The organism is Nocardioides nanhaiensis (genome assembly GCF_039542785.1).
Classification (GTDB): domain Bacteria; phylum Actinomycetota; class Actinomycetes; order Propionibacteriales; family Nocardioidaceae; genus Nocardioides; species Nocardioides nanhaiensis.
Genome location: NZ_BAABIM010000001.1, coordinates 986,087 through 1,011,470, shown reverse-complemented (window position 1 = coordinate 1,011,470; position 25,384 = coordinate 986,087). Strand labels below are relative to the sequence as shown.

Below are 25,384 nucleotides of genomic sequence, written 5' to 3'. Positions count from 1 at the left end.
CGTGTCACAGATATCTCGCCCGGTCAGGAGAGCCGGTCAGGGGAGCCGGCGCTGCAGCTCGCCCAGCCGCTCGACCGGCACGAACCCCAGGGCGTCGTTGACGGCGACCATGTGGGCGTTGGACTCGGCGTTGAACGTGGTGAGCTGGCGCACGGCAGGGAACTCGCGCTGCAGCAGCCGCAGGTTGGCCACCTTCACGGCCAGACCCAGCCGGTGGCCGCGGTGGTCGCGCCGCACCAACGTGCCCCACTGGTAGGCGCGGTCGGGCTCGTGCACGGTGGTGGCGAGGTCGGTGAAGGCCACCACCTCGCCAGCGCCGTCGAGGGCCACCGTGGCCACCTTGCTGCGACCCTGGCGCTCGAGCAGGCCCTCGGCGTCGCGGAAGGCCCCGAGGTCGACGGCGTGCGGCTCGACGTCGAGCGTGCCGGTGGGCGCGTCGGTGGCCACCAGCGCGTCGAGCGCGGCCACGCCGGCCAGCAGCTCGTCGGGCACGGGGCCGGCGAAGGAGCGCAGGGTGTAGCCGCCGTGGTGTCGCGCCGCCTCGGCGGCCAGGCGGTCGAGCAGCTCGCCAGCCACGGGCAGGGTCAGCCGACGGTGCACGTCGCCGAGGGCGAGCTCGAAGTCGTGCCGACGCGCGAACTCGCGGCCGGGGGCGCCGTCCCCGTCAGGTCCGGCGTCGTGGGGCCAGAACGTCTCGGTGTCGACCGTGGTGCGGCCCGCGGCGCGCACGTGCACCAGCAGGTGGTCCAGCATCGCCGTGCCGTGCCCGCGGCGCCGGTGCGGCGCGGTGGTGGTGACGGCGACCGCGGCACGGGTGAGGTTGTCGAGCTGCGGCAGGCTGAGGTACCCGGTCGTGACGGTCTCCTCCCCCACCACACCGGACCACCCCGCGACCGACCGGCTGCGGCCGGGCTCCTGCATGAGGGCCCGCAGCTCCTCGCGCTGCCACACCGTGGCCACCTCGCCGCGGTCGTGCACCTCGGCGTCGCGGTAGGCCTCCCACCACGGGTCGAACGAGGCCGGGTCGTGGGGATCCATCGGCACGACCCGGAGAGCAGCGCTCTCGGTGCCGTGGGTGGCGGTCACCGAGCACGCACCACGCGAGCCTCGTCCCACACCGGGCCGTTGGACTCGTACACCTCGCCGTCGGCGCCGTAGACCAGGAACCGGTCGAAGCCGCGGGCGAACCAGCGGTCGTGCGTGACGGCGAGCACCGTGCCCTCGAAGGCCTCCAGCCCCTGCTCGAGCGCCTCGGCGCTCTGCACGTCGAGGTTGTCGGTGGGCTCGTCGAGCAGCAGCAGGGTGGCGCCGCTGAGCTCGAGCAGCAGGATCTGGAAGCGTGCCTGCTGGCCGCCGCTGAGGCTCTCGAACCGCTGCTCGGCCGCGTGGGCGAGCTCGTACCTGTCGAGCACCCGGCTGGCCTGCTCCCTCCCCATCCCGGAGCGGCCGTGCGGGCTGCCGTCACCCCGGTGCAGGATCTCCACGAGGGTGCGCCCCTCGAGCTCGGGGTGGGCGTGGGTCTGCACGAACCACCCCGGGCGCACCCGGGCGCCGAGCTTGGCGCTGCCGGTGTGGCGCACCGGCTCCACCGGCGCGTCGTCGACCGGCCGGTGCTCGACGTCGGGGTCGGAGCCACCGGCGGCCAGCAGCCGCAGGAAGTGGCTCTTGCCGGAGCCGTTGGACCCCAGCACCGCCACGCGCTCGCCGTACCAGACCTCGAGGTCGAAGGGCCGCATCAGGCCGCTGAGCTCCAGACCCTGGCAGACCACGGCGCGCTTGCCGGTGCGGCCACCGCGCAGGCGCATCGTCACCTGCTGCTCGCGGGGCTGCTCGGTGGGCGGGCCGGCCTCCTCGAACTTGCGCAGCCGGGTCTGCGCGGCCCGGTACTGGCTCGACATCCCGTCGTTGTACTCGGACTTGACCTTGAGCCGCAGCACCAGCGCCACCAGCTTGGCGTGCTCCTCGTCCCAGCGGCGGCGCTGCTCCTCGAAGCGCGCGAAGCGGTCGGTGCGCGCCTGGTGGTAGCTCTCGAAGCCCCCCGGGTGGGTCCACACCGTGTTGCCGGCCGCACCGAGCTCGACGGTGACGACGCGGGTGGCGGTGTTGGCCAGCAGCTCGCGGTCGTGGCTGATGAACAGGATGGTCTTGTCGGAGGCGGCGATGCGCTGCTCGAGCCAGGTCTTGCCGGGCACGTCGAGGAAGTTGTCGGGCTCGTCGAGCAGCAGCACCTGGTCGGGGCCGGCCAGCAGGTACTCCAGCACCAGCCGCTTCTGCTCGCCGCCGCTGAGCGTGCGCAGCTCGCGGTACTTGGCGGCGTCGTAGCCCACCCCGAGCGCCTTGACGGTGCACACGTCCCAGGTGACCTCGACGTCGTAGCCGCCGGCGTCCGCGTACTCGGCCAGCGCCTCCGCGTAGCGCATCTGGGTGCGCTCGTCGTCGGCCTCCATCAGGGCCAGCTCGCACCGGTCGACCTCTGCCGCGGCTGCGCGCACCCGCGGCGGGCTGACGCTGAGCAGCAGGTCGGCGACGGTCGGCGGCGACTCGGGTCCGCCGAGGCCGGCGTCGACCATCTGCCGCATGACGCCGAGCCCACCGCTGCGCGTGACGGCGCCGGCGTGCGGCACCAGCTCGCCGGTGACGATGCGCAGCAGCGTGGTCTTGCCGGCGCCGTTGGCGCCGACCAGCGCGACCTTGGCGCCCTCGCCCACGCGGAACGAGACGTCGTCGAGCAGCACCCGGCCGTCGGGCAGCTCGTAGCGCACGCCGCTGACCTCCACGTGACCCATGCCCCGATCATCCCCCGTGCCCCGTGCCGCCCGCACCCCGATATCGGCCCCACCCCGATAGTGCGCAGCAATGTGGTCGTGGACCGGCGGGTGGAGCGACCACTTCGCTGCGGACTATCGGAGGAGGTCGTACGGGGAGCCGAGGGCGTCGAGGAGTGTTGGGGTGACCTCGCGGAAGACGACGCCGTCGCCGGTGGGGCTCGTGTAGACCGAGGTCTCACCGCAGACCCCGTGGTTGACCCAGAACGGCACCTGCTGGCCGTCGGCGGTCAGCACCAGGTAGAACTCGCGCGGGCCACGGTCGCAGCGCCGGAACCCCGAGCGGGGCAGCTCCGGAGCCTCCGCGACGGCGAGGCGCACCAGGTCGGACTCCTCCTCGGTCAGCGCCCGCTCCTGCGCCAGCAGGTAGGAGCCACCCGACTCCGCCTGCGCGCTCCACTCCATCCGGCACACCACCAGGGCACCGCCGGGGTCGGGGTCGAGCGCGAAGTCGGAGTTGGCGAAGACGCCGTCGGGGCAGAGATCGGCGGCCGGCGGCGGGGTCGCGACCTCCAGCTCGCGGTAGGGCCACACGCCGGCGTCGAGCAGCCGTCGGTCCCCGAGCGGCTCGGCCAGCGACAGCTCCAGCGGGACCGACGGGTTGCCGATGCAGCTCGCATCCTCGCGCAGAGCCTGGCTGGTGAGGGTCACCAGCACCTCGTCACCGGACTCCACCACCGTCGGCTGCCCCAGGAACGGTCGCGGGTCGCGTCCGCTGGTGCAGTCGCGCTCGTTCACCAGCACGGTGGGAGCGGTCGTGGCCGGGTCGACGCCACCGGGCGGCGCCGTCACCTCGACCTGTCCCCGCCCGGCCGGGATCACGACGGCGAGCTGGCAGTCACCCCACCCGCCGGCCTCCCAGCGGCCCGTGTCGTCGCGCTCGAGTCCGATGCTCATCGCCCCGGCTCCCGGACCCTCCTCGGAGGACCACGGACCGACGCCGACCACGAGCTCCTCGCCGGTCACCGAGAGCACCGTGTAGTCCACCGACGCCGCGCCCGCCTCCTGCAGGACCGGCGGCGCGTCCATGGGAGCGTCGTCCAGCAACCGGGCCAGGGCGTCGCGCACCCGGGCGTCGTCCACCTCGTCGGCGAGGCCGCCGTCCATGACGGCGACGGGCCACGTCGCGTCACCTCCGCAGCCGACCTCCGGCCCCTGCCCGAGCGTGCTCGCAGGCGCAGCCGGGTCGACGCCCCGCCCACCCGACGGCGCGGAGCCGTCGCCGTCCCGCAGCATGAGCACACCCACCGGCACCGCCACCGCGACGACGGCGACCGCCGCCACCGCACCCGCCAGCCGACGACGGCGTCGGCGCGCCCGACCGCGCGCAGCAGCAGCCAGCCCGCTCGCGCCCGGTGCCTGCTCGGCACCGGCCGCGAGGCCACGCCGCACGCGGTCCTCGAAGTCACTCATCGACGTCCACCTCCATGCTCGTCCGCAGCGTCGCCAGTCCCCGCGAGACCCGCGAGCGCACGGTGCCCTCGGCCACGCCCGTGAGAGCAGCGATCTCGCGGTACTCCAGCTGCTCGTAGTAGCGCAGCACCACCGCGACCCGCTGGTCGGTGGGCAGCGCGGCGCAGGCGGCCCAGACGGCGCGCACCTCGTCCACCGGCATCGCGGTGTCCGGCCCGTCGACCACGCCCGGCAGCACCACCTCGGCGTGCGGCGTCTCCCGGCGCCGCCAGCGCCGCCACCGCGAGGTGTGGGCGTTGACGACCATCCGACGCACGTAGGCCTCCGGGTGCTCGAACCGGGCGATCCGGTCCCACCGGGGCAGAGCCCGCGCCAGCGCGTCCTGCACCACGTCCTCGGCGTCGGTCCGGCTGCCGGTCAGCGTGTAGGCCAGGCGCAGCAGCGCCGGCCCGCGCGCGGTCACCCAGGCGTCGAAGTCGAGCGCGTCGTCGTCGACCACCCGTGACCTCCCGCTCCGCGCCGGCCCGGCGCCCAGCAATGCCTCCATGCATCCTGAACGCCGCAGGCCGGGTGCGTGTTGCGACACGCACCCGGCCTGCGGGTGAAGCGGATTCTCGGTGGCGGGTCAGGCCACGGTGAGCGGGTCCACGTCCTCGTGGTCCATCACCGCGGCGGAGAGGCCGCGCAGGTGGTGGCCGCCGTCGCCGAGCAGGTGGTCCAGCGCCGTCAGGTGGGCCATGTAGCTGCCCACGGAGTACTCGGCGGTGACGCCGATGCCGCCGTGCAGCTGGATGGTCTCCTGACCGATGTGGCGACCGGCGCGGCTGACCTGCAGCCCCACGCGAGCGGCAGCATCGGCGACAGCAGTGGGGTCGCCGCCCTCGACGACCATCGTCGCCCAGTCGACCAGGCTGTGGGTCAGCTCGAGCGAGACGTACATGTCGGCCGCCCGGAACGTCAGCGCCTGGAAGGTGTTGAGCGTGACGCCGAACTGCTTGCGGCTCTTGAGGTACTCGCTGGTGGCGCGCAGCGAGTACTGCATGGCGCCGAGCGCCTGGTTGGCCGCCATCACGCGGCCGATGTCGAGCACGGTGGCGATGCTGGAGGTGACGTCGGCGCCGGCCTCCCCCAGCGGCGTCGCGGTGACGCCGTCGAGCTCGACCTTGGCGGCGTGCGTGCCGTCGTGGCCGCGGTAGCCGGTGCGGGTCGCCGCCGAGCCGTCCACCAGGAACAGCCCGGTGCCGCCACCCGGCAGCGCCGCGCTGACGACGAGCTGGTCGGCGCGCTCGCCGGCCACCACGGGCTCCTTGGTGCCGGAGAGCGTCCACCCACCATCGGACTCCGACGCGGTGACACCGGCAGCCGACGCCGACCAGCGCTGGCCGGGCTCGTCGTGCGCGAAGGCCAGCACCCGCTCACCACCGGCGAGCGCACCCAGCACCTCGCTGCGCTGCTCGGCGGTGCCCACCGCAGCCACCAGGCCGCCGGCGAGCACGACCGAGGCCAGGTAGGGCTCGGGCGCGATCACGCGGCCGAGCTCCTGGCACACGATGCCGATCTCGACCGGCCCGGCGCCCACGCCGCCGTCCTCCTCGGCGAAGGGCAGCCCGAGCAGCCCCATCTCGGCCATCTGCTGCCACAGCTTCTCGTTGAAGCCCGGCGCCTCGGCGACCGCCTGGCGGCGGTTCTCGTAGTCGCCGTAGGCCTTGCCCACCAGCCCGCGCACGGCGTCGCGCAGGGCCTCCTGCTCGTCGTCGTAGCTGAAGTCCATGTTCTCGTCCCTCTCGTCGCGGGGGCTCAGAGGCCCAGGATCGTGCGGCTGATGATCTGGCGCTGCACCTCGTTGGAGCCGCCGTAGATCGAGGCCTTGCGGAAGTTGAGGTAGGTCGGCGTCACGCGCCGCGCCCACGGGTCGAGCGCCGAGCCGGTGGCGTCGTCGGCGCCACCGGCCAGCGAGGCCGGACCGGCGAGGTCGACGGCCAGCTCGCTGACGGCCTGCTGGAGCTCGGTGCCCTTGAGCTTGAGCACCGACGAGGCCGGGTGCGGCTCGCCGTCGGTGGAGTGGGCCACGACGCGCAGCGCGGTGAGCTCGAGCGCGAGCAGCTCGTTCTCGAGCTCCACGATGCGTGCCCGCAGCAGCGGGTCGTCGGCGATGACGTCGGCCGCGAGCTCCTTGAAGCGGGCCAGCGAGCGCTTGGTGGCGCCCACGGGAGCGACGCCGACGCGCTCGTTGCCGAGCAGGAACTTGGCGATCGTCCAGCCGCCGTTGAGGTCGCCCACCAGGTTGGCGGCCGGGACGCGCACGTCCTCGAAGAAGACCTCGTTGACCTCGTAGCCGCCGTCGATGAGCTCGATGGGGCGCACGGTGACGCCGGGGGTGGTCATGTCGATGAGCAGCATCGAGATGCCGGCCTGCTTCTTGGCCTCGGGGTCGGTGCGCACGAGGTTGAAGATCCAGTCGCCGTACTGGCCGAGCGTGGTCCAGGTCTTCTGGCCGTTGACGACGAAGTCGTCGCCGTCGCGGACGGCGGCGCAGCGCAGGCTGGCCAGGTCGGAGCCGGCGTCGGGCTCGCTGAAGCCCTGGCTCCACCAGATGTCGAGGTTGGCGGTCTTGGGCAGGAACTCGGCCTTCTGCTCCTCGGTGCCGAAGTGCGCGATCACCGGGCCGATCATCGAGGCGTTGAACGCCAGCGGCGCGGGGACGCAGGCGCGCTGCATCTCCTCGTGCCAGATGTGGCGCTGCAGCTCGCTCCAGTCGCGGCCGCCCCACTCCACCGGCCAGTGCGGCACGGCGAGCCCGGCGGCGTTGAGCGTGCGCATGCTTTCGACGATCTGCTCCTTGGTGAGCTCGCGCTGCTCGGCCACCGCGGTGCGGATCTCCTCGGAGACCTCCGTGGTGAAGAACGTGCGCATCTCCTCCCGGAAGGCCTTCATCTCCTCCGACAGCTGCAGCTGCATGCGGTCGCCTCTTCTCTCCTGTGGTGGGTGGTGCGGGTGGTCTGTGAGTCGGGTCAGGCGGGCCGGTCGTCGACGACGCCGGCCATGCGCCGGGCGAGCACCACGTAGTGCTCGGCCAGCTGCTCGGGGGTCCAGCCGGCGCCGGTGCGGTACCAGCGGGCGACGTCGACCCCCAGGGACAAGAGTGCCGCAGCGGTCATGACGGGGTCGGGGGTCTGGAACTCCCCCGCCTCGACGCCGGCCACCAGCAGGTCGCGGACGACGTGCTCGATGCGACGACGCTGCTCCTCGATCTCGGCGCGGTGCGCCTCGCTGAGCGCGGCGAGCTCGTAGTTCACGACGCGGGCACTGGTGTGGTTGACGGCGTGGTGCCGCGCGAAGGCGGCCACCAACCGGTCCAGACGTGCGGCGTGCGAGCCCTCGCTGCGCACGGCCTCCTCGCACAGCGCCAGCGTGCGACGGTGCCCCTCGCTGGAGATGGCGTGCAGCAGCTCCTCCTTGGAGCGGTGGTGCACGTAGAGCGCGGCGGGCGACATGCCGGCGGCCGCGGCGATGTCGCGGGTGGTGGTGCCGTGGAAGCCCTTGGCGGCGAAAGCCTCGACGGCGGCGGCGAGCAGCCGCGAGCGCGCGTCACCCGCGAGGGCCGCCCCCGGCGGGGCGTCCCCGGACGGGGCGTTGACGGCGGGGCTCATGACACGCATAGTAAGCAAGCGCTTAGTCACAAGCAATGGCCCGCGGCTGCCGCGGCGCCCACACGGAGCGGAGGACACATGCGGGGTCTGGACGGCAAGGTCGCGATCGTCACCGGCGCGAGCCGCGGCATCGGGCTGGGGATCGCCGAGCGGCTGGTCGCCGAGGGCGCGAGGGTGGTCGTCACCGCGCGCGAGCCCGAGGCCCTCGAGGAGGCCGTCGCCACGCTGGGCGGGCCGGACAAGGCGCTCGCGGTGGCGGGCAACGCCGGCGACGCCGAGCACCGCGCCGAGGTCGTGCGCCGCACCGTCGAGACCTTCGGCAGCCTCGACCTGCTGGTCAACAACACCGGCATCAACCCCGTCTACGGCCCGCTGATGGACCTCGACCTCGACGCCGCCCGCAAGATGGTCGACGTCAACGTGCTCGCCGCCCTCGCGCTCGTCCAGGAGGCCCACCGCGCCTGGATGGGCGAGCACGGCGGCGCCGTCGTCAACGTGGCCTCGGTGGCCGGCCTCAAGCCGGCCCCCGGCATCGACATGTACGGCGCCAGCAAGGCGATGCTGATCCGCCTGACCGAGAGCCTCGCCGTGGAGCTCGGCCCCTCGATCCGGGTCAACGCCGTGGCGCCCGCCGTCGTCAAGACCAAGTTCGCCACCGCGCTCTACGAGGGCCGCGAGGAGGAGGTCTCGGCGGCCTACCCCGCCAAGCGCCTCGGCGTGCCGGAGGACATCGGCAGCCTCGTGGCCTTCCTGCTCTCCGACGACGCCTCGTGGCTCACCGGCCAGACGATGGTGGCCGACGGCGGCCTGCTGCTCACCGGCGGCGTCTGATGGGTCACCCGCAGCTGACCGACCGCGGCGCCGTCGTCACCGGCGCCGCGCGCGGCATCGGCCGCGCGCTCGCGGAGCGCCTGGTCGCCGAGGGCGCCCGCGTCGTCGTCACCGACCTCGACGCCGAGGCGCTGCACCAGGTGGCCACCGAGCTCGACATCGTGCCGCTGCCCGGTGACTGCTCCTCGCCCGAGGGCGCCGCGGATCTGGTCGAGAAGGCCACCCTGGCGCTCGGGCGCATCGACGTCTTCTGCGCCAACGCCGGCATCGACCGCACCCAGCCCGACAGCCTGCAGGCCTCCGACGCCGACTGGGCGCAGATGCTCGACGTCAACGTGATGGCGCACGTGCGCGTCGCCCGCAACCTGGTGCCGCGGTGGCTCGCGGACGGCCAGGGCGGGCGCTTCGTCGTCACCGCCTCGGCGGCCGGCCTGCTGACGATGATCGGCGCCGCCCCGTACTCGGTCACCAAGCACGCAGCCGTCGGCTTCGCCGAGTGGCTCTCGGTCACCTACGGCGAGCGCGGCGTCGCGGTGCAGGCGATCTGCCCGCAGGGCGTGCAGACGGCGATGCTCGAGCAGGCCGGCCCGCTCAAGGACCTGCTCTCCCACGACGAGGCGCTGGCCCCCGAGGCCGTGGCCGAGGCGTGGGTCGCCTCGCTCGACGAGGGCCGCTTCCTGGTGCTGCCGCACCCCGAGGTCGCGGGCTACTACGCCGCCCGCGCCACGGACACCGACCGGTGGCTCGGCGGCATGCGCCGGCTGCAGACCAAGGTGGACGCTCTCGCCCAGCACGGCACCCCCGGAGGAGACCATGGCTGACGCACCCGACCGGACCGAGACCCCCGGCCTCGACCTCGCCGTCTTCGGACCCTGGTACGAGCAGCAGCGCCCCGGCCACCTCGACGGCGCCGCCACCGGTGACCTGCGCGCGCGGCTGATCGCGGGCGGCAAGTCCAACCTCACCTACGAGGTCACCGACGGCACCACCGAGGTGATCGTGCGCCGCCCGCCGCTGGGCCACGTGCAGGCCACCGCGCACGACATGGGCCGCGAGCACACCGTGATGAGCGCGCTCGCCGACACCGACGTGCCGGTGCCGCAGACCTACGCGCACTGCCCCGACGACTCCGTGCTGGGCGCGCCGTTCTACGTCATGGAGAAGGTCGAGGGCACGCCGTACCGCACCGCCGCGCAGCTGGCCGAGGTCGGCCCCGAGCGCACGCGGCACCTGGCCGACGCCATGGTCGACGCGCTCGCCCGGCTGCACCTGGTCGACCCCGCCTCCGTGGGGCTCGCCGAGTTCGGGCGCCCGCAGGGCTTCCTGGCCCGTCAGGTGCGCCGCTGGGGCCAGCAGCTCGAGGGCTCCCGCTCGCGCGACCTCCCCGACGCCGACCGCCTGCTCGCGCACCTCGCCGAGCACGTGCCCGCCGACGACGCCGACCGCGCGCCGGGCCACGGTGCCGGCATCGTGCACGGCGACTACCGCCTCGACAACCTGCTCGCGCTGCCCGACGCCGAGCAGCCCGTGCGCGCCGTCGTCGACTGGGAGATGGCCACCCTCGGCGACCCCCTCACCGACGTCGCGCTGCTGCTCGTCTACGACGGGCTGGCCCGCGTGGTGGGCGGCGGCGCCGTCGCCGACGCCAGCGCCGCCCCCGGCTACCCCACCTCCGAGGAGGTGCTCGAGCGCTACGCCGCCACCAGCGGCCGCCGCGTCGACGCCGACCACCTCGACTTCCACCTCGGCCTGGCCCACTTCAAGCTCGCGGTGATCCTCGAGGGCATCCACTACCGCCACCAGCAGGGCCAGACCGTCGGCGCCGGCTTCGACCGCGTCGGCGAGGTCGTCGAGCCGATGCTCGCCGCCGGCCTCGCCGCCGTCCACCCCCGAAAGGACCGATGACGCATGGACTTCTCCTTCGACACCCGCACCCAGGAGCTCGTCGAGCGCGTGACCGCGTTCATGGACGAGCACGTCTACCCCGCCGAGGAGACCTTCGAGCACGAGCTGGCGCAGCTGGAGGACCGCTTCGCCTGGACCCAGGCCCCGGTGATGCAGCGCCTGCGCGCCACCGCCAAGGAGCAGGGGCTGTGGAACTTCTTCCTGCCCGGTGACACCGGCGGGCTCGGCGCCGGGCTCAGCAACCTGGAGTACGCGCCGATCGCCGAGATCACCGGCCGCAGTGGCCACCTCGGCCCCGCCGCCTTCAACTGCGCCGCGCCCGACACCGGCAACATGGAGGTGCTGCACATGTTCGGCACCCCCGAGCAGAAGGAGCGCTGGCTGACGCCGCTGCTCGAGGGCAGCATCCGCTCGGCGTTCGCGATGACCGAGCCCGACGTCGCCTCCTCCGACGCCACCAACATCGCCACCTCGATCGTGCGCGACGGCGACGAGTACGTGCTCAACGGCCGCAAGTGGTGGATCACCGGGGCGGTGAACCCCGACTGCGAGATCTTCATCGTGATGGGCAAGACCGACCCCGAGGCCAGCCGGCACCGCCAGCAGTCGATGATCCTCGTGCCGCGCGACGCCCCCGGCGTCGAGATCGTGCGCCCCATGCACGTGCTCGGCTACGACGACCACGAGCACGGCGGCCACGCCGAGATGCGCTTCACCGACGTCCGGGTACCGGCGAGCAACCTGATCGGCGAGGAGGGCGCCGGCTTCGCCGTCGCCCAGGCCCGGCTCGGCCCCGGCCGCATCCACCACTGCATGCGCGCCATCGGCGTCGCCGAGCGGTCCATCGAGCTGATGTGCCGCCGCGTCGACTCGCGCGTCGCGTTCGGGCGCACGCTCTCCCAGCAGGGCGTGATCCGCGAGTGGATCGCCGAGGCCCGCGTCGCCGTCGAGCAGCTGCGGCTGCTGGTGCTCAAGACCGCCTGGCTGATGGACACCGTGGGCAACCGCGGCGCCCACACCGAGATCCAGGCCATCAAGATCGCCACCCCCAAGGTCGTGCAGGAGATCGTCGACCGCGCCATCCAGGCCCACGGCGCCGGCGGCCTCTCGCAGGACTTCCCGCTCGCCGCCTCGCTCGCCGGCATCCGCACCCTGCGCCTGGCCGACGGGCCCGACGAGGTGCACAAGAACTCGCTGGCCAAGGCCGAGATCGCGCGGCACACGACCGCCGGCTGACCTCGCCCGGGCGGTGGGGGTGTCCCCGTCACCGTCCGGCCACCTCGATCGGTCGCTGCGGCACCGCTGCCCTCGGGCGGGGGTGCCGCAGTCACCGTTCTGGCCGACCGTTCGGGAACCCACCCACCGCCCACCCCCGACCAGGCAGAGTAGGAGCCATGGACCTCGCGCTGACCGACGAGCAGCAGGCGTTCCGCGACGCCGCCCGCGCCTTCCTCGAGAAGGAGGCGGTGCCGCACCGCACCGAGTGGGACCGGCGGGAGTCGGTCGACCTCGACATCGTGCCCAAGATGGCCGAGCTCGGCTTCTTCGGGCTGACCATCCCCGAGGAGTACGGCGGGCTGGGCGGCGACTACCTCACCTACGTGCTCGGCATGGAGGAGCTCGGCCGCGCCGACTCCGCCCTGCGCGGCATCGTCTCGGTGAGCAACGGACTGGTGGGCAAGTCGATCCTGGGCTTCGGCACCGAGGAGCAGAAGCAGGAGTGGCTGCCGCGCATCGCCGACGCCTCGATCCTGGGATGCTTCGGCCTCACCGAGCCCGGTACCGGCTCCGACGCCGGCAACCTCACCTCCAAGGCCGTGCGCGACGGCGACGACTGGCTGATCACCGGCCAGAAGCTCTTCATCACCAACGGCACCTGGGCGAAGGTCGCGCTGGTCTTCGCCCGCACCAGCGACGACGGCCCGCGCGGCGTCAGCGCCTTCCTGGTGCCCACCGACTCCCCCGGCTTCGAGGCCCGCGAGATCAAGGGCAAGCTCGGCCTGCGCGGCCAGGCCACCGCCGAGCTGTTCCTCGACCAGGTGCGGGTGCCCTCCACGGCGCTGCTCGGCGCCGAGGGCCAGGGCTTCAAGATCGCGATGACGACGCTCGACAAGGGCCGCGTCTCGGTGGCCGCAGGCTGCGTCGGGTTGGTGCAGGCCTGCCTGGAGAGCTCGGTGGCCTACGCCACCAGCCGCACCCAGTTCGGCCGCGAGATCGCCGGCTTCCAGCTGGTGCAGGAGCTGATCGCCGACATCAGCCTCGACGCCGACGCCGCTCGCCTGCTCGTGTGGCGCTGCGCCGACCTGATCGAGCGCGGCGAGCCCATCGGCGTCGCCGCCTCCAAGGCCAAGCTCTTCGCCTCCGAGGCCGCCGTCCGCGCCGCCAACAACTGCATCCAGGTGCACGGCGGTGCCGGCTACGTGGACGACTACCCGGCCGAGAAGTTCCTGCGCGACGCCCGCGTGATGACGCTCTACGAAGGCACCACCCAGGTGCAGAAGCTGCTGATCGGCCGCGCCGAGACCGGCGTCAACGCGTTCGTCTGAGGCGGGCCGGCGCCCGGGTGGGATTTCCCCGGTCGGCCGGGTACTCCCGAGCTTGTCAGCCAACGCGTTGGCCGACAAGCTGCACAACCGGCCGTCCAGTACCGCCTCAGCGCCGCCGGTGCCGGTGGTGGGCCGGGGGCGGCGGGTCGTAGAGCTCCCACGTCGCGGCCGGGGCATGCGGCGCCGCCTCGGTCTCCGTGTCGGGCCCCGCCAACAGGTCGTCCAGCGAGGACAGCTCGTCCCCCGGACCCTCGGACGCGTCCGACTCAGCCGGCTCCGGCTCGGTCACCGGCAGCCCCAGCGCCTCGCGCAGCGGCCGCTCGTCGTGGGCGTCGATCAGGTTGCCGACCTTGACCTCGCCGCCGTCCCGCATCACGAAGCGCACGTTGTCCATGAAGCCGGTCACCTCGACCTCGGCGACGTCCTCGCGTGCCAGCCGCACGCGCCAGCCCTCGTCGTCCAGCTGGCGCCGCATGCCGGCCAGCACGCGCCACGGCGTGACGACGACGACGTCCAGCGGCGGGAACACCTTGGCCACCGCCACCGCGGCCAGCAGCTCCTCGCCGTCGTCGAGGCGCGCCCGCACCTCGTCGACGACGGCGCCCGGGGCTCCCGAGAGCCGGCGCGAGACGTAGGGCCGCGCCTCAGCCATCGCTCCCCTCCCCCGCCCGGCGCACCTCGAGCACGCGGAACCCCTTGGCGCTGGCCAGCCGCGTCGTGGGCCAGCCCTGCTCACCCAGCCACCGCTGCAACGAGTCCGCACCCAGGTTCTTGCCCACCACCAGCACCGCCCGGCCACCGGGAGCCAACCGCGGCAGCCACTGCAGCAGCAGCGCGTGCAGGGCGGGCTTGCCGATCCGGATCGGCGGGTTGCTCCAGATCTCGTCGAACTCCACGTCCGCGGGCACGGCGTCGGGCAGCAGCGCCTCGACGCGATCCTCGACGCCCAGCGACGCCGCGTTCTCCCGCGCCAGCAGCAGCGCCCGCTCGTTGACGTCGACGCCGACCACCCGCGCCCCCGGCACGGCGACGGCCAGCGCCAGCCCGATGACGCCGTAGCCGCAGCCGAGGTCGAGCACCCGGGCGCCGTCGGGCAGCGCGGGCGGGTCGGTCTCGCGCAGCAGCACCGCCGTGCCGATGTCGAGACGGCCCCGCGCGAAGACCCCGCTGCCGCTGCTCAGCTCCAGGTGCTGCCCCCACACCTGCGCTTCCACCGGCTGCCGCGAGAACGGCACCGACGGGTCGGCGGTGAAGTAGTGCTCCTCCTGCTCACTCACCGGCCACCCGCTTCGCCCTCGTCTGCTCGGCCCGCGCGGCCAGCTCGTCGTCGGGAGGGTAGGCCACCTCCTCCAGCGTCAGCCCGTGAGCGTGCACCACCGCCACCGAGGGGTCCCGCTCGGCGGCGGCGAGGCGCTCGGCGGCCCAGGCCACCGGACGACGTCCCTCCCCCACCGCGAGCAGGCACCCGACCAGCGCCCGCACCATGCTGTGGCAGAACGCGTCGGCGCGCACGGTGGCCTCCAGGACGCCGTCGGGGCGCCGCTCCCAGGCCAGGTCGAGCAGGGTGCGGATCGTGGTGGCGCCCTCGCGGCGCTTGCAGAACGAGGCGAAGTCGTGGCGGCCCACGAGCTCGGCGGCCGCGGCGTTCATGAGCGCCTCGTCGAGAGGTCGCGGCCACGTCAGCACGTGGCCGCGGGTCAGCGGGTCGACGCTGCCCGGGGTGTCGGCCACGCGGTAGGCGTAGCGCCGCCAGAGCGCCCCGAACCGTGCGTCGAAGCCCGGCGGCGCCACCCGCACCCCGCGCACCCGGACGTCCGGGTCGAGCACGCCGTTGACCCGGCGCGCCAATCGCGCCACCGCTTCGTCGTCCAGGTCGGGTGCGCCCACCGGTAGGTCCAGGTGCACCACCTGCCCCCTCGCGTGCACCCCGGCGTCGGTGCGCCCCGCGCACACCACCTCGACGGCGGGCACCCGCAGCACCGTGGCCAGCGCGGCACCCAGCTCGCCCTGCACCGTGCGCAGCCCCGGCTGGGCGGCCCAGCCGTGGAAGTCGGAGCCGTCGTAGGCGAGGTCGAGACGCAGCCGCACGCGCGAACTGTAACGAGCACGCCACCCGCGACGGTGCCGCGCGGTCGTAGGCTCGTCGCGTGCCCGAGCCCAGCACCACACCCCGGCCCGCCATCGTCATCGCCTCCGAGCAGCACGGCGCGCACCTGCTCGACGAGTTCGGCCGCTACGCCCGCGACTACGAGCTGCACAGCACCACCACCTGCGAGCAGACCACCGACCTGCTCACCGAGCTGGTCGCGGCCTCCGCGCCGGTGGCCCTCGTGGTCACCGACGGCGACCTGCCCGACGCCCACCCCTACGAGGCCTTCGCGACGTGGCGACGCCTGGTGCCGACCTCCAAGCGCATCGTCACGGCCCCCTACGAGCGGTTCCTCGTGCAGTCCGCCGAGCTGCGCCCCGGGCTGGCCACGGGCAAGTACGACGCGTACCTGCTGATGCCGCGCGGCGTGCGCGACGAGGAGTTCCACGGCGCGGTCACCGAGATGCTCTCCGAGTGGGGCTCCACGGTCGCCGCCCCCGAGGTGGACACCGTCCGGATCGTCGCGCCGACGCTCGACCCGCTGACCAGCGAGATCCGCGAGTACTGCGTGCGCATGGGGATGCCCACCCGCTACTACCCGCCCGACGTGCCCGAGGGCCTCGAGGTCGTCCAGGCCTACGAGGGCACGCCGCGCTGGCCGCTCGTGCGCGTCCTGCACCGCCCGGTCATGGCCCCCACCTCGGCCCGCGAGGTCGGGCACGTCATGTACGGCGCACCGGCCCAGCTCGACGTCGAGGGCGTCGTCGACCTCGCCGTCGTCGGCGCCGGACCGGGTGGGCTCGCCGCCGCCGTCTACGGCGCCTCCGAAGGGCTGCGCACCGTCGTGCTCGAGGGCGAGGCCATCGGCGGCCAGGCCGGCACCAGCTCGATGATCCGCAACTACCTCGGCTTCCCGCGCGGGGTCTCCGGCATGCGCCTGGCCCAGCGTGCCCGCAACCAAGCGATCCGCTTCGGGGCCCAGTTCTGCACCGGCTGGCAGGTCGAGGCCCTCGAGCCCGGCGTCGACGGCGCACCCCACGTGCTGCGCGTGGAGGGTGGCGGCGTCGTGCAGGCCCGCGCCGTCGTCGTGGCGACTGGGGTGTCCTACCGCAAGCTGGGCGTCCCCGGTGTCGAGGAGCTGGTGGGCCGCGGCGTTAACTACGGCAGCGCAATGTCGGTGGCCCGCGAGATGGAGGGCTACGACGCCGTGGTCGTCGGGGGCGGCAACTCGGCCGGCCAGGCCGCGCTGCACCTGGCGCGCTTCGCCCGCTCGGTCACCATCCTGGTGCGCCGCGACGGGCTCGAGGCCACGATGTCGCAGTACCTGATCAAGGAGATCCACTACAACGACCGCGTCCAGGTGCACCCCTGCTGCGAGGTCGTCGACGGCGGCGGAGAGGCCCGCCTGGAGTGGCTCGACCTGCGCGACACCACCACCGGCGAGGTGCACCGCCGCGAGGCGCAGGGCCTCTTCCTCCTGCTCGGCGCCGAGCCCCACTGCGACTGGCTGCCGCGCGACGTCGCCCGCGACGAGCGCGGCTTCGTGCTCACCGGCCGCGACGTGCCGTGGCAGGCGTGGGCGTCGGGCAACCAGCCACCCGAGGCGCTCGCCACCAGCCTGCCCGGCGTCTTCGCCGTCGGCGACATCCGGGCCGGCTCGATGAAGCGGGTCGCCGCCGCCACCGGTGAGGGGTCCTCCGTCGTGCCGCTCGTGCACGCCTACCTGGCGCCGGCGCGGTGAGGGTGGGGCTCGTGGGACTGGTGGTGTCTGGGGTTTACCCGGTCGACCGGGTATAACCACGCTTGCCGGCCTGAATATTGGCCGACAAGCTGAACAGTCCCCGGCCGACCGGGGAAATCCACACCTCACCCCCACCGGCATGATGGACCTGTGGAGCTCCTCGCCGACCTGCTGATCGCGGGACCGATGCTGTTCTTCGCCGGCATGGGCGCCGTGGCGCTGGCCCGCCCCGACCGGGTGGTGGAACGGTTCGGCATCGGGGTCGACACCGTCCCCGGGCGCGCCGAGATCCGCTCGGTCTACGGCGGCTTCGGGCTGGCCGTCGCGGGCCTGCTGGCGTGGGCGGTGTTCACCGACGGGCGGGGGCAGCTGTGGATCCGCAGCGTGGTCGCGGTGGCGTGCTTCGGCATGGCCGTGGGGCGCGGGCTCTCGTTGCTGCTGGACCGGTCGACCGGCGACGCCACCACGTGGCGCTTCGTGGCGCTCGAGGCGGTGCTGGCCGTCGCGCTCTTCGCCAGCCACACCCTGCGCTGAGCCGTGCTGCCGGGCGTGACCGTCAGGCCAGCTCGTGGCGCCACGGCGGGTCCGCGCCGGGGCGGCCCACCGTGACGGCAGCCGCACGTGCGGCGTGGGCGAGCACCTGCGCGGGATCGCGGTCGACGTCGTCCCACAGGGCGTCGACCAGCGCCGCGGCGAAGGTGTCGCCGGCGCCGATCGTGTCGGCCACGCGGACGGGCTCCGAGGCCACCGAGACCGTGCCCGCCGCGCTCACCCAGTCCGCGCCGTCCCCGCCGCGGGTCACCGCCACCGTCCGCGGGCCGAGGTCGAGGATCCGCTCGACGGCGGCTGCCGACGCGAGGTCGGGGTAGACCGCCTCCAGGTCCTCGTCGCTGACCTTGACCAGGTGGGCGCGCCGCAGCACCCGCTCGACCGCCTCGACGAGCGCCGGACCGGTCCCGGTGATGGCAGGCCGGGCGTTGACGTCGTAGAGCACCGTGCTGGTCGCGGGCAGGGACTCGAGGACGGCGACGACGTCGTCGGCCCCCGGGGCGGTCACGGCCCCGATCGAGCACACGTGCACGAACCGCGGGGTGCCGACCTCCACCGGCCCCAGTCGCCAGTCGAGGTCGAAGGTGTAGCTCGCCGAGCCGTCGGTGCCGATCGTGGCCTGAGCGCTGGCCGTGCGCGCGAGCACGTGCGGGTCGCCTGCCAGGTCGACGCCGGCAGCCTCGAGGTGCTGGGCCAGCACGGCCCCGCGCTCGTCGTCGGCGTAGGCGGTGGCGAACCGCACCGGCCTGCCCAGCCGCGCCAGGGCGACGGCGACGTTGGCGGCGCTGCCGCCGGGCCGCTCGGTCACCACACCGTCGGCGGTGCGCACGACGTCGACCAGCGCCTCGCCCAGCACCAGCACGTCGTCCGCACCGCCCCTGCCCACGTCGTCGACCATGCGCCCATTCAAGCCGACTCACTACCCTGCGCCCATGGAGCCCATCGAGCCCGACCGCGTCCGGCCTCTCGACCCTGGCTCCCCCACCCCGCCCTTCGAGCAGCTGCGCGTCCAGCTGGCCGCCCGGGCCGCCTCCGGCGAGCTGCCGCCCGGCACGAAGCTGCCCACCGTCCGCGGGCTCGCCGATCAGCTCGGCGTCGCACCTGGCACCGTGGCGCGGGCCTACAGGGAGCTGGAGGCCGACGGGGTCGTGGTCACGCAGGGCCGGCGCGGCACGTTCGTGGCGGGCACCTCCACGACGCCGGCCGCCGTGCGCGACGCGGCCGACGAGCTGGCACTCGCCGCGCGGCAGGCCGGCCTGGCACTGCCCGAGGCCGTCCGTCTCGTCGAGGCGGCCTGGGCCGGCGATCAGCCGTCCGACTCGCCCAGCGGTCGGTAGAGCACCACTGCGACGCGCGGGTCCTCATCGCCGCGCGGTCGCCAGACCACGTCCGCCGAGTCGGAGGAGTCGAGGACGCCGAGCCCGGAGGTCACGGGTCCCTCGACCCCGATGTCGATGGTCTGCGGGCTCAAGCCGGACACGCTGGCCGTCAGCTCGATCGGACCTCGGGAGACCACCCGGACCAACCTCGCCTGCGCCCCCGTCAGGCTCTCCTGCCACGTGCGGTCCTCGGGGCGGAGCACGGTGTAACGGTCCAGCTCCCACGTGCGGCCCTCGGCCTCCACCAGCTGGGGCAACGGCTCCCCCAGCAGTTGCTGGCCGGACTCCGGGATCGAGTACAGGCCGACGCCCACCTGGACGTCTTCCTCCAGCGGTCGGCCGTCGGCGTCGACGGCCTCCACCTCGATCGAGGTGAAGGTCCGCGGCAGCCCCTCCACCGCGAGGCGAGCACCGGGGTCGAAGCCGGATCTCTCGTCCCCGCAACCGAGCCCGTAGCCGGGACGACCGTCGAAGGTCACGTCCACGCGCGCCCCGGCAGGGCCCGTGCAGAGCACCGCGAGACCGGAGCTGCCCGCGGGCGGCTGCGCCTCGAGCGACACGGAGGGCTCGCCGGGCCTTCCCACGGCTGCTGCGACCAGCGTCCGGTCGGCGACCCGCTTGCGGAAGGTGACGCCGTGCTCGGTGACGCCGGCAGGCACCTCGTCCCCCAGCTCGTAGACCGCCAGACCCAGCCGGCCGACGCCGTCCAGCACCACGCGGGCCGGCTCGCCGGGCGCCACGGGCACGAGCCCGGCGAAGTCCGCCTCGGCGACGCGCAGGTCCTCGCCGGTGCTGCGCACCCGCACCCCCTGCTCGTCGCCGGCCGTCGCCCACGTGACCACGCGCGGACGGTCCGAGGCGGGCAGGCGCAGGCGCACCCGGCCCGCACCCTCCACGGCGTCGACGAAGTCGTAGGTCCAGCCGAGCGACTCGAGGGTCTGCGGGGCCTCCAGCCCGGCCACGGTCGGGGTCGCCGGGTCCGGCCCGTCCGAGCCCGAGGGCAGCAGCGCGACGCCGCCCACGACGGCCAGCACGGCCGCCACCCCGGCAGCGGCTCCGGCGCGCCGACGGCGGCGCACCGTGGCGACACGATCGTGCACGGCTGCGGTCCGGGTGACGGTGTCGGTGGCGGAGGCCACCACCTCGTCGGCGCGGTGGGTCAGGGTCGCTCGCAGGTCGTCGATGCCGGTCACGATGCGTCCTCCTGGTCGCCGCTCTCGTCGGAGGCGAGGGCGGGGTCGATGCGCAGCTTGGCGAGCGCCCTGCTGGCCTGGCTCTTGACGGTGCCGACCGAGCAGCCCAGCAGCTCGGCCGTCTGGGCCTCGCTGAGGTCCTCGACGTAACGCAGCACCACCACGGCGCGCTGGCGCCGCGGGAGCCGGCCCATCGCCGTCCAGAGGTCGTGGACGGCCTCGACCGTGTCCGTGGCGCCGGCGCCGGAGGTCTCGGGGAGCTCCTCGGTGGCCACCTCGCCGTTCCACTTGCGGCGCCACCAGGTGGCGTAGGTGGTCACCAGGATGCGCCGCACGTACGCCTCGGGGCGGCCCTCGATCCGGGCCCAGGCGAACCAGGCCTTGGTGAGCGCGGTCTGCAGGAGGTCCTCGGCCAGCGCGTGGTCGCGGGTGAGCAGGTAGGCGGTGCGCAGCAGGGCGGGCGACCGCGCGGCGACGAACTCGTCGAACTCGGCGCGCCGGTGCACGTCGCCCCCCGCGAGGTCGGACGCGGCCCCGAGCCGCGCCGTGGTGGTGGTCATGTCCAGCAGGACCACCTGGGACCACGAGGAGGTTGCCTGCGCGCGGAGAGTCTCACGCAGCCACCCCGAAATGCAGAAGGACCCACTGGCGGCGTCCCCCGACGCGGGCAGTGGGTCAACTTCTGATCGTGGATCGTGCAGGCCCCCCGGCCTGCGGTGATCCTTGCTGTCGGCGGAAGCCCCCCGGCTCCTGCTGACAACCGAAACACTACGGAGGGGCGCTGCTCAGCACGCACACTCCACATCCACACGATTGCCAGTGTTTGGTAACAACGACGGCCCGCGACCCCGGTGGGGGCGGCGGGCCGTCGTCGCGAGGCTCGGTGGAGCGAGATCAGGCCTTCTCGTCGGCCTTCTCGTCGGTCGTGTCGTCGCCCTGCTCCTCGGCCGCGGCGTCCTCGGTCGACTCCTCGGCCTCGGTGGACTCGGCGGCCGCAGCGTCGTCGGTCGACTCGGCGCTGACCTCGGTCTCCTCGGCGGCGGGCTCCTCGGCCGGGGCCTCCTGCGCGGGGGCGGCGGCGGCCGGCTTGGTCGCGCGCACGGTGGGCGTGTAGGCCTCGGTCACGAGCTCGATGACGGCCATGGGGGCGTTGTCGCCCTTGCGGGGGCCGATCTTGGTGATCCGCGTGTAGCCACCCGGGCGCTCGGCGAAGGTCGGGGCGATCTCGGTGAACAGCACGTGCACGACGCCCTTGTCGCGGACGGTCTTGAGGACCTCGCGACGGTTGTGCAGCGGGTTCTCGCCCAGGTGGGCCTTCTTGGCCTTGGTGATCAGCTTCTCGGCGTGCGGCCGCAGCAGGCGCGCCTTGGCCTCGGTCGTGGTGATCCGGCCGTGCTCGAAGAGCTGGGTGGCCAGGTTCGACAGGATCAGGCGCTGGTGGGCGGCACCGCCGCCGAAGCGGGTGCCCTTCTTGGGAGTGGGCATGGTCTTCTTCTCGATTCTCCCCGGCCGTACCAGGTACTCGGGGTTAGAGGTGGTGGTGCTGACCGCAACGGTCAGGCGACCGCAGCGGGATGTTCAGTTGTGAGGCCGTGAGCCGCGCCGACGGCGAGGCGCCGATCAGCCGCAAGGCCGGTCGACGTCGACCGCGGGCCGGCAGCGTGTCGGCCCGGACGGCACCGCCGCAACCATCGCAACCACAAACCCTCGCGATGGCGGCGGCGCCGTCCGATCAGGCCGACACGCTCGGCCCAGACAGACTCAGTACTGCTCGTCCTCGACGAACGCGTCGTCGTCGTCGTCGCCGTAGGCAGCGAGCGCCGCCTGCGGGTCGAAGCCGGGCGCGCTGTCCTTGAGGGAGAGACCCATCTCGACCAGCTTGGCCTTGACCTCGTCGATCGACTTGGCGCCGAAGTTGCGGATGTCGAGCAGGTCCTGCTCCGAGCGGCTGATGAGCTCACCCACGGTGTGGATGCCCTCGCGCTTGAGGCAGTTGTAGGAGCGCACCGTGAGCTGCAGGTCCTCCACGGGGAGGGCCAGGTCAGCGGCGAGCTGCTCGTCGACCGGCGAGGGGCCGATGTCGATGCCCTCGGCCTCGACGTTGAGCTCACGGGCCAGGCCGAAGAGCTCGACGAGGGTCTTGCCGGCCGACGCGATGGCGTCGCGGGGCAGGATCGAGGGCTTGGTCTCGACGTCGATGACCAGGCGGTCGAAGTCGGTGCGCTGCTCGACGCGGGTGGCCTCGACCTTGTAGGTGACCTTCAGGACGGGGCTGTAGATCGAGTCGACGGGCATCCGGCCGATCTCGTTGTCGGCACCCTTGTTCTGCACGGCCGAGACGTAGCCGCGGCCGCGCTCGACGACCAGCTCCATCTCCAGCTTGCCCTTGTCGGACAGCGTGGCGATCTGCAGGTCGGGGTTGTGCACCTCGACGCCGGCCGGCGGCGCGATGTCGGCAGCCGTGACGGCGCCGGCGCCGGACTTGCGCAGGTACATGGTGACCGGCTCGTCGTGCTCGGAGGAGACGACCAGGCCCTTGAGGTTCAGGATGATCTCGGTGACGTCCTCCTTGACGCCCTCGATCGTCGAGAACTCGTGCAGGACGCTGTCGATCTTGATGCTCGTGACCGAGGCACCGGGGATCGAGGAGAGCAGGGTGCGGCGCAGGGAGTTGCCGAGCGTGTAGCCGAAGCCGGGCTCGAGCGGCTCGATGACGAACCGCGAGCGGAAGTCGCCGATGGATTCTTCCGACAGGGTGGGGCGCTGTGCGATGAGCACGAGGTGTGTTCCCTTCCGGGTCGACCGCTATTTGACGACCCAGTTCTGCAGTGGTGGTGGAAGGTACCAGCCCAGGCGGGCCGGTAGGGGTGCGCGGCGGGCCCCGGCCGCTCCGCACCGCAGGGGTGTGGACGCGGGCCGGAGCCCCCGAGCGATCACTTCTTGGAGTAGTACTCCACGATGAGCTGCTCCTGGATGGGCAGGTCGATCTGCTCGCGGACGGGGCGCTGGTGGACCAGCACGCGCATCCGGTTCGGCAGCACCTGCAGCCAGGCGGGGACGATCCGCTCGCCGTGGGTCTCGCGCGCGACGATGAACGGCGTCATCTCGAGCGACTTCTCGCGCACGTCGATGATGTCGTGCTCGCTGACCTGGAACGAGGGGATGTCGACCTTGTGGCCGTTGACCAGGAAGTGGCCGTGCACCACGAGCTGGCGCGCGTGGCGGCGGGTCCGGGCGAAGCCGGCGCGGTAGACCACGTTGTCGAGGCGGCACTCGAGCAGCTGGAGCAGGTTGTCACCCGTCTTGCCGCTGCGGCGCGAGGCCTCCTTGTAGTAGTTGAGGAACTGCTTCTCCATCACGCCGTAGGTGAAGCGAGCCTTCTGCTTCTCCTGCAGCTGCGAGCGGTACTCGCTCTCCTTGATGCGCGCACGGCCGTGCTGGCCGGGAGGGTAGGGGCGCTTCTCGAAGGCGGAGTCGCCGCCGACGAGGTCGACACCGAGGCGGCGCGACTTGCGGGTCATGGGACCGGTGTAGCGGGCCATGTCAGATCTCCTTGTCTCGTCGCTCGGTCAGACGCGCCGGCGCTTGGGCGGGCGGCAGCCGTTGTGCGGGGTGGGCGTGACGTCCTGGATGGTGCCGACCTCGAGGCCGATCGCGCCCAGCGAGCGGATCGCGGTCTCGCGGCCGGAGCCCGGGCCCTTGACGAAGACGTCGATCTTCTTCATGCCGTGGTCCATCGCGCGGCGCCCGGCGGCCTCGGCGGCCATCTGGGCGGCGTACGGGGTGGACTTGCGCGAGCCCTTGAAGCCGACGGTGCCGGCAGAGGCCCACGAGATCACCGCGCCGGTGGGGTCGGTGATGGTGACGATGGTGTTGTTGAACGTGCTCTTGATGTGGGCTTCGCCCTGAGCGATGTTCTTCTTCTCCTTGCGGCGGACCTTCTTGGCCGCGCCCGCACGAGCCTTGGGAGGCATGCGTTCTCCTGAACTAGCTGGTCTGTGTGATGAGGAAGGGCTGGATGAGCGGTTCGCCTAGGCGGCGAGGGCTCACTTGGCCTTCTTCTTGCCGGCGACCGTGCGCTTGGGACCCTTGCGGGTACGCGCGTTGGTCTTGGTGCGCTGACCGCGGACCGGGAGGCCCATGCGGTGGCGGCGGCCCTGGTAGCTGCCGATCTCGATCTTGCGGCGGATGTCGGCCTGCACCTCGCGGCGCAGGTCACCCTCGATCTTCAGCTCGCGGTTGTCGATCTCGTCGCGCAGCTTGACCAGGTCGTCATCACCCAGCTGGTGGACGCGGGAGTCGGGGTTGACCCCGGTGGCGGCCAGGATCTCCTGGCTGCGGGTACGGCCGATGCCGTAGATGTAGGTGAGGGCGACCTCGATGCGCTTGTCGCGCGGCAGGTCGACCCCGTGCAGGCGTGCCATGTAGGCGTGCTCCTTGTGAGTTCTGCAGCGGTTTCGATCGTGTCGCATCCGGTCCCTGGGTCCCGGCCCCGGCCGTCTGCTCCGGGGGTGGCTTCACGCCTGACGGCGCTAGCGATCACGTGGTGGTGGTGTTCAGTTGTGCGGGTCCTGCTGGTGGTGCTGGTGGAACCGGTGCTGCGCTGCGGTCAGCCCTGGCGCTGCTTGTGGCGCGGGTTCTCGCAGATCACCATGACGCGGCCGTGGCGACGGATCACCTTGCACTTGTCACAGATGGGCTTGACGCTCGGGTTGACCTTCACGGTCGTTCCTCTCGGCTGGGTCGACTACTTGTAGCGGTAGACGATGCGACCCCGGGTGAGGTCGTACGGCGAGAGCTCCACCACCACGCGGTCCTCGGGGAGGATCCGGATGTAGTGCTGTCGCATCTTGCCGCTGATGTGGGCGAGAACCTTGTGCCCGTTGCTCAGCTCCACGCGGAACATCGCGTTGGGGAGGGCCTCCACGACGGTGCCCTCGATCTCGATCACGCCTTCTTTCTTCGGCATGTCCTCCACAATCTGTTGTCCGTTGACGGATGTGCGCTCATCTACCGGTGGCCCGGGAACCTCCTCCGCCCGCGACGCCGGGGCGCCGAGTGCGGTGGTGGACCTCGTCGAGCCCGCCCGTGCACCTCTTCCCGGCGCACGGCGGACCGGCTGGTGAGCTGGTCGCCGTGCGTGGTCCGGGCAGCCGCGAGGCACCACAGGACAGACCCACGTTGGGCCGACACGCCAGTTTATGCAGCGGCGCGGGCGTTCACCTAATCCAGCCCGGGGCGGAGCCCGGCGGCGGCGCGTCCG

28 protein-coding genes are annotated in these 25,384 nt (G+C 73.0%); 8 read left to right on the top strand and 20 right to left on the bottom strand.

Annotation, left to right across the window (positions count from 1 at the left end; genetic code table 11):
• Nucleotides 1-36 precede the first annotated feature (36 nt).
• The 7 genes from ABD948_RS04895 to ABD948_RS04865 all read right to left on the bottom strand — a co-directional run bounded on the left by ABD948_RS04895 (nt 37) and on the right by ABD948_RS04865 (nt 7,888).
• The gene (locus ABD948_RS04895; RefSeq protein ID WP_345263217.1) at nt 37-1,086 is read right to left on the bottom strand and encodes a PE-PGRS family protein; all 1,050 of its coding nucleotides are present in this window, start codon (nt 1,084-1,086) and stop codon (nt 37-39) included.
• Nucleotides 1,083-2,786, bottom strand: a complete 1,704-nt coding sequence (locus ABD948_RS04890) for an ABC-F family ATP-binding cassette domain-containing protein (RefSeq protein WP_345263215.1) — start codon at nt 2,784-2,786, stop codon at nt 1,083-1,085. The genes ABD948_RS04895 and ABD948_RS04890 overlap by 4 nt, the downstream gene beginning before the upstream one ends.
• Before the next feature lie 114 nt (nt 2,787-2,900).
• Complete coding sequence (locus ABD948_RS04885) at nt 2,901-4,238, bottom strand: hypothetical protein (RefSeq protein ID WP_345263213.1); 1,338 nt, start codon at nt 4,236-4,238, stop codon at nt 2,901-2,903.
• Nucleotides 4,231-4,785, bottom strand: coding sequence for a SigE family RNA polymerase sigma factor (locus tag ABD948_RS04880; protein WP_345263211.1), 555 nt, complete (start codon nt 4,783-4,785; stop codon nt 4,231-4,233). Before ABD948_RS04880 ends, ABD948_RS04885 begins: the two co-directional genes overlap by 8 nt.
• Before the next feature lie 78 nt (nt 4,786-4,863).
• On the bottom strand, nt 4,864-6,009 hold the full coding sequence (locus tag ABD948_RS04875; RefSeq protein WP_345263209.1) for an acyl-CoA dehydrogenase family protein: 1,146 nt from the start codon (nt 6,007-6,009) through the stop codon (nt 4,864-4,866).
• Between the two features lie 26 nt (nt 6,010-6,035).
• The gene (locus ABD948_RS04870; protein WP_345263207.1) at nt 6,036-7,196 is read right to left on the bottom strand and encodes an acyl-CoA dehydrogenase family protein; all 1,161 of its coding nucleotides are present in this window, start codon (nt 7,194-7,196) and stop codon (nt 6,036-6,038) included.
• Between the two features lie 53 nt (nt 7,197-7,249).
• Nucleotides 7,250-7,888 (bottom strand): TetR/AcrR family transcriptional regulator, encoded by a 639-nt coding sequence (locus ABD948_RS04865; protein ID WP_345263205.1) that lies wholly within the window; start codon nt 7,886-7,888, stop codon nt 7,250-7,252.
• Nucleotides 7,889-7,966: 78 nt separating this feature from the next.
• On the opposite strand from ABD948_RS04865, the gene ABD948_RS04860 reads away from it, so the two are divergent.
• The 5 genes from ABD948_RS04860 to ABD948_RS04840 all read left to right on the top strand — a co-directional run bounded on the left by ABD948_RS04860 (nt 7,967) and on the right by ABD948_RS04840 (nt 13,170).
• Nucleotides 7,967-8,719 carry an SDR family oxidoreductase gene (locus tag ABD948_RS04860; protein WP_345263203.1) on the top strand — a complete coding sequence of 251 codons (753 nt, stop codon included), beginning with the start codon at nt 7,967-7,969 and terminating at the stop codon, nt 8,717-8,719.
• Nucleotides 8,719-9,540, top strand: coding sequence for an SDR family oxidoreductase (locus ABD948_RS04855; RefSeq protein WP_345263201.1), 822 nt, complete (start codon nt 8,719-8,721; stop codon nt 9,538-9,540). The genes ABD948_RS04860 and ABD948_RS04855 overlap by 1 nt, the downstream gene beginning before the upstream one ends.
• The gene (locus ABD948_RS04850) at nt 9,533-10,624 is read left to right on the top strand and encodes a phosphotransferase family protein (protein ID WP_345263199.1); all 1,092 of its coding nucleotides are present in this window, start codon (nt 9,533-9,535) and stop codon (nt 10,622-10,624) included. Before ABD948_RS04855 ends, ABD948_RS04850 begins: the two co-directional genes overlap by 8 nt.
• 3 nt (nt 10,625-10,627) lie before the next feature.
• A complete protein-coding gene (locus ABD948_RS04845; RefSeq protein ID WP_345263197.1) occupies nt 10,628-11,860 on the top strand; it encodes an acyl-CoA dehydrogenase family protein in 1,233 nt (410 codons plus the stop codon).
• A 158-nt stretch (nt 11,861-12,018) separates the two neighbouring features.
• The gene (locus ABD948_RS04840; protein WP_345263195.1) at nt 12,019-13,170 is read left to right on the top strand and encodes an acyl-CoA dehydrogenase family protein; all 1,152 of its coding nucleotides are present in this window, start codon (nt 12,019-12,021) and stop codon (nt 13,168-13,170) included.
• Between the two features lie 106 nt (nt 13,171-13,276).
• Here ABD948_RS04840 and ABD948_RS04835 read toward each other — a convergent pair whose 3' ends face one another.
• Genes ABD948_RS04835 through truA form a run of 3 tightly spaced genes read right to left on the bottom strand, consistent with a single transcriptional unit; the run spans nt 13,277 to nt 15,258 of the window.
• Entirely contained in the window at nt 13,277-13,822 is a 546-nt protein-coding gene (locus ABD948_RS04835) for a hypothetical protein (protein WP_345263193.1), read from the bottom strand.
• Nucleotides 13,815-14,447, bottom strand: a complete 633-nt coding sequence (locus ABD948_RS04830; RefSeq protein ID WP_345263191.1) for a class I SAM-dependent methyltransferase — start codon at nt 14,445-14,447, stop codon at nt 13,815-13,817. Before ABD948_RS04830 ends, ABD948_RS04835 begins: the two co-directional genes overlap by 8 nt.
• Nucleotides 14,440-15,258 (bottom strand): tRNA pseudouridine(38-40) synthase TruA, encoded by an 819-nt coding sequence (truA, locus tag ABD948_RS04825; RefSeq protein ID WP_345263189.1) that lies wholly within the window; start codon nt 15,256-15,258, stop codon nt 14,440-14,442. The genes ABD948_RS04830 and truA overlap by 8 nt, the downstream gene beginning before the upstream one ends.
• Before the next feature lie 59 nt (nt 15,259-15,317).
• On the opposite strand from truA, the gene ABD948_RS04820 reads away from it, so the two are divergent.
• Together ABD948_RS04820 and ABD948_RS04815 are read left to right on the top strand one after the other, a co-directional pair.
• Nucleotides 15,318-17,000, top strand: a complete 1,683-nt coding sequence (locus ABD948_RS04820) for an NAD(P)/FAD-dependent oxidoreductase (protein WP_345263187.1) — start codon at nt 15,318-15,320, stop codon at nt 16,998-17,000.
• Nucleotides 17,001-17,150: 150 nt separating this feature from the next.
• Nucleotides 17,151-17,534, top strand: coding sequence for a DUF4345 family protein (locus ABD948_RS04815; protein WP_345263185.1), 384 nt, complete (start codon nt 17,151-17,153; stop codon nt 17,532-17,534).
• A gap of 22 nt (nt 17,535-17,556) precedes the next feature.
• On the opposite strand, the gene ABD948_RS04810 is transcribed toward ABD948_RS04815, so the two are convergent.
• Nucleotides 17,557-18,447 (bottom strand): PfkB family carbohydrate kinase, encoded by an 891-nt coding sequence (locus ABD948_RS04810; protein ID WP_345263183.1) that lies wholly within the window; start codon nt 18,445-18,447, stop codon nt 17,557-17,559.
• A gap of 34 nt (nt 18,448-18,481) precedes the next feature.
• Here ABD948_RS04810 and ABD948_RS04805 point away from each other — a divergent pair, with 34 nt between their 5' ends.
• Nucleotides 18,482-18,886 carry a GntR family transcriptional regulator gene (locus ABD948_RS04805; protein WP_345263181.1) on the top strand — a complete coding sequence of 135 codons (405 nt, stop codon included), beginning with the start codon at nt 18,482-18,484 and terminating at the stop codon, nt 18,884-18,886.
• Here the strand turns inward: ABD948_RS04805 and ABD948_RS04800 are convergent.
• The 9 genes from ABD948_RS04800 to infA all read right to left on the bottom strand — a co-directional run bounded on the left by ABD948_RS04800 (nt 18,856) and on the right by infA (nt 25,090).
• Complete coding sequence (locus ABD948_RS04800) at nt 18,856-20,121, bottom strand: hypothetical protein (RefSeq protein ID WP_345263179.1); 1,266 nt, start codon at nt 20,119-20,121, stop codon at nt 18,856-18,858. The genes ABD948_RS04805 and ABD948_RS04800 overlap by 31 nt on opposite strands.
• Nucleotides 20,118-20,681, bottom strand: a complete 564-nt coding sequence (locus ABD948_RS04795) for a SigE family RNA polymerase sigma factor (RefSeq protein WP_345263177.1) — start codon at nt 20,679-20,681, stop codon at nt 20,118-20,120. Before ABD948_RS04795 ends, ABD948_RS04800 begins: the two co-directional genes overlap by 4 nt.
• A 334-nt stretch (nt 20,682-21,015) precedes the next feature.
• Nucleotides 21,016-21,606 carry a 50S ribosomal protein L17 gene (rplQ, locus tag ABD948_RS04790; RefSeq protein WP_345263175.1) on the bottom strand — a complete coding sequence of 197 codons (591 nt, stop codon included), beginning with the start codon at nt 21,604-21,606 and terminating at the stop codon, nt 21,016-21,018.
• Between the two features lie 276 nt (nt 21,607-21,882).
• Nucleotides 21,883-22,899, bottom strand: a complete 1,017-nt coding sequence (locus ABD948_RS04785; RefSeq protein ID WP_345263173.1) for a DNA-directed RNA polymerase subunit alpha — start codon at nt 22,897-22,899, stop codon at nt 21,883-21,885.
• Nucleotides 22,900-23,054: 155 nt separating this feature from the next.
• Nucleotides 23,055-23,663 (bottom strand): 30S ribosomal protein S4, encoded by a 609-nt coding sequence (rpsD, locus tag ABD948_RS04780; RefSeq protein ID WP_345263171.1) that lies wholly within the window; start codon nt 23,661-23,663, stop codon nt 23,055-23,057.
• A 27-nt stretch (nt 23,664-23,690) separates the two neighbouring features.
• Nucleotides 23,691-24,095: a 30S ribosomal protein S11 gene (gene rpsK, locus ABD948_RS04775; RefSeq protein WP_345263169.1), complete on the bottom strand. Its 405-nt coding sequence runs from the start codon at nt 24,093-24,095 to the stop codon at nt 23,691-23,693.
• Nucleotides 24,096-24,167: 72 nt separating this feature from the next.
• Nucleotides 24,168-24,545: a 30S ribosomal protein S13 gene (rpsM, locus tag ABD948_RS04770; protein ID WP_345263167.1), complete on the bottom strand. Its 378-nt coding sequence runs from the start codon at nt 24,543-24,545 to the stop codon at nt 24,168-24,170.
• Nucleotides 24,546-24,730: 185 nt separating this feature from the next.
• Nucleotides 24,731-24,844, bottom strand: a complete 114-nt coding sequence (gene rpmJ, locus ABD948_RS04765; protein WP_004008316.1) for a 50S ribosomal protein L36 — start codon at nt 24,842-24,844, stop codon at nt 24,731-24,733.
• Between the two features lie 24 nt (nt 24,845-24,868).
• On the bottom strand, nt 24,869-25,090 hold the full coding sequence (gene infA, locus ABD948_RS04760) for a translation initiation factor IF-1 (protein WP_011757309.1): 222 nt from the start codon (nt 25,088-25,090) through the stop codon (nt 24,869-24,871).
• Nucleotides 25,091-25,384: the final 294 nt, after the last annotated feature.

Excerpts from the sequence above, each read along its gene's own strand:
- ABD948_RS04855 (WP_345263201.1), top strand. The coding sequence starts at position 8,719 with ATGGGTCACCCGCAGCTGACCGACCGCGGCGCCGTCGTCACCGGCGCC.
- ABD948_RS04860 (WP_345263203.1), top strand. The coding sequence starts at position 7,967 with ATGCGGGGTCTGGACGGCAAGGTCGCGATCGTCACCGGCGCGAGCCGC.
- rpsM (WP_345263167.1), bottom strand. The coding sequence starts at position 24,545 with ATGGCACGCCTGCACGGGGTCGACCTGCCGCGCGACAAGCGCATCGAG.
- ABD948_RS04835 (WP_345263193.1), bottom strand. The coding sequence starts at position 13,822 with ATGGCTGAGGCGCGGCCCTACGTCTCGCGCCGGCTCTCGGGAGCCCCG.
- ABD948_RS04870 (WP_345263207.1), bottom strand. The coding sequence starts at position 7,196 with ATGCAGCTGCAGCTGTCGGAGGAGATGAAGGCCTTCCGGGAGGAGATG.
- rpsD (WP_345263171.1), bottom strand. The coding sequence starts at position 23,663 with ATGGCCCGCTACACCGGTCCCATGACCCGCAAGTCGCGCCGCCTCGGT.
- ABD948_RS04795 (WP_345263177.1), bottom strand. The coding sequence starts at position 20,681 with ATGACCACCACCACGGCGCGGCTCGGGGCCGCGTCCGACCTCGCGGGG.
- ABD948_RS04875 (WP_345263209.1), bottom strand. The coding sequence starts at position 6,009 with ATGGACTTCAGCTACGACGACGAGCAGGAGGCCCTGCGCGACGCCGTG.
- infA (WP_011757309.1), bottom strand. The coding sequence starts at position 25,090 with ATGCCGAAGAAAGAAGGCGTGATCGAGATCGAGGGCACCGTCGTGGAG.
- ABD948_RS04845 (WP_345263197.1), top strand. The coding sequence starts at position 10,628 with ATGGACTTCTCCTTCGACACCCGCACCCAGGAGCTCGTCGAGCGCGTG.
- ABD948_RS04805 (WP_345263181.1), top strand. The coding sequence starts at position 18,482 with ATGGAGCCCATCGAGCCCGACCGCGTCCGGCCTCTCGACCCTGGCTCC.
- ABD948_RS04850 (WP_345263199.1), top strand. The coding sequence starts at position 9,533 with ATGGCTGACGCACCCGACCGGACCGAGACCCCCGGCCTCGACCTCGCC.
- ABD948_RS04840 (WP_345263195.1), top strand. The coding sequence starts at position 12,019 with ATGGACCTCGCGCTGACCGACGAGCAGCAGGCGTTCCGCGACGCCGCC.
- ABD948_RS04890 (WP_345263215.1), bottom strand. The coding sequence starts at position 2,786 with ATGGGTCACGTGGAGGTCAGCGGCGTGCGCTACGAGCTGCCCGACGGC.
- ABD948_RS04880 (WP_345263211.1), bottom strand. The coding sequence starts at position 4,785 with ATGGAGGCATTGCTGGGCGCCGGGCCGGCGCGGAGCGGGAGGTCACGG.
- ABD948_RS04865 (WP_345263205.1), bottom strand. The coding sequence starts at position 7,888 with ATGAGCCCCGCCGTCAACGCCCCGTCCGGGGACGCCCCGCCGGGGGCG.
- ABD948_RS04810 (WP_345263183.1), bottom strand. The coding sequence starts at position 18,447 with ATGGTCGACGACGTGGGCAGGGGCGGTGCGGACGACGTGCTGGTGCTG.
- rpsK (WP_345263169.1), bottom strand. The coding sequence starts at position 24,095 with ATGCCTCCCAAGGCTCGTGCGGGCGCGGCCAAGAAGGTCCGCCGCAAG.
- ABD948_RS04885 (WP_345263213.1), bottom strand. The coding sequence starts at position 4,238 with ATGAGTGACTTCGAGGACCGCGTGCGGCGTGGCCTCGCGGCCGGTGCC.
- rplQ (WP_345263175.1), bottom strand. The coding sequence starts at position 21,606 with ATGCCCACTCCCAAGAAGGGCACCCGCTTCGGCGGCGGTGCCGCCCAC.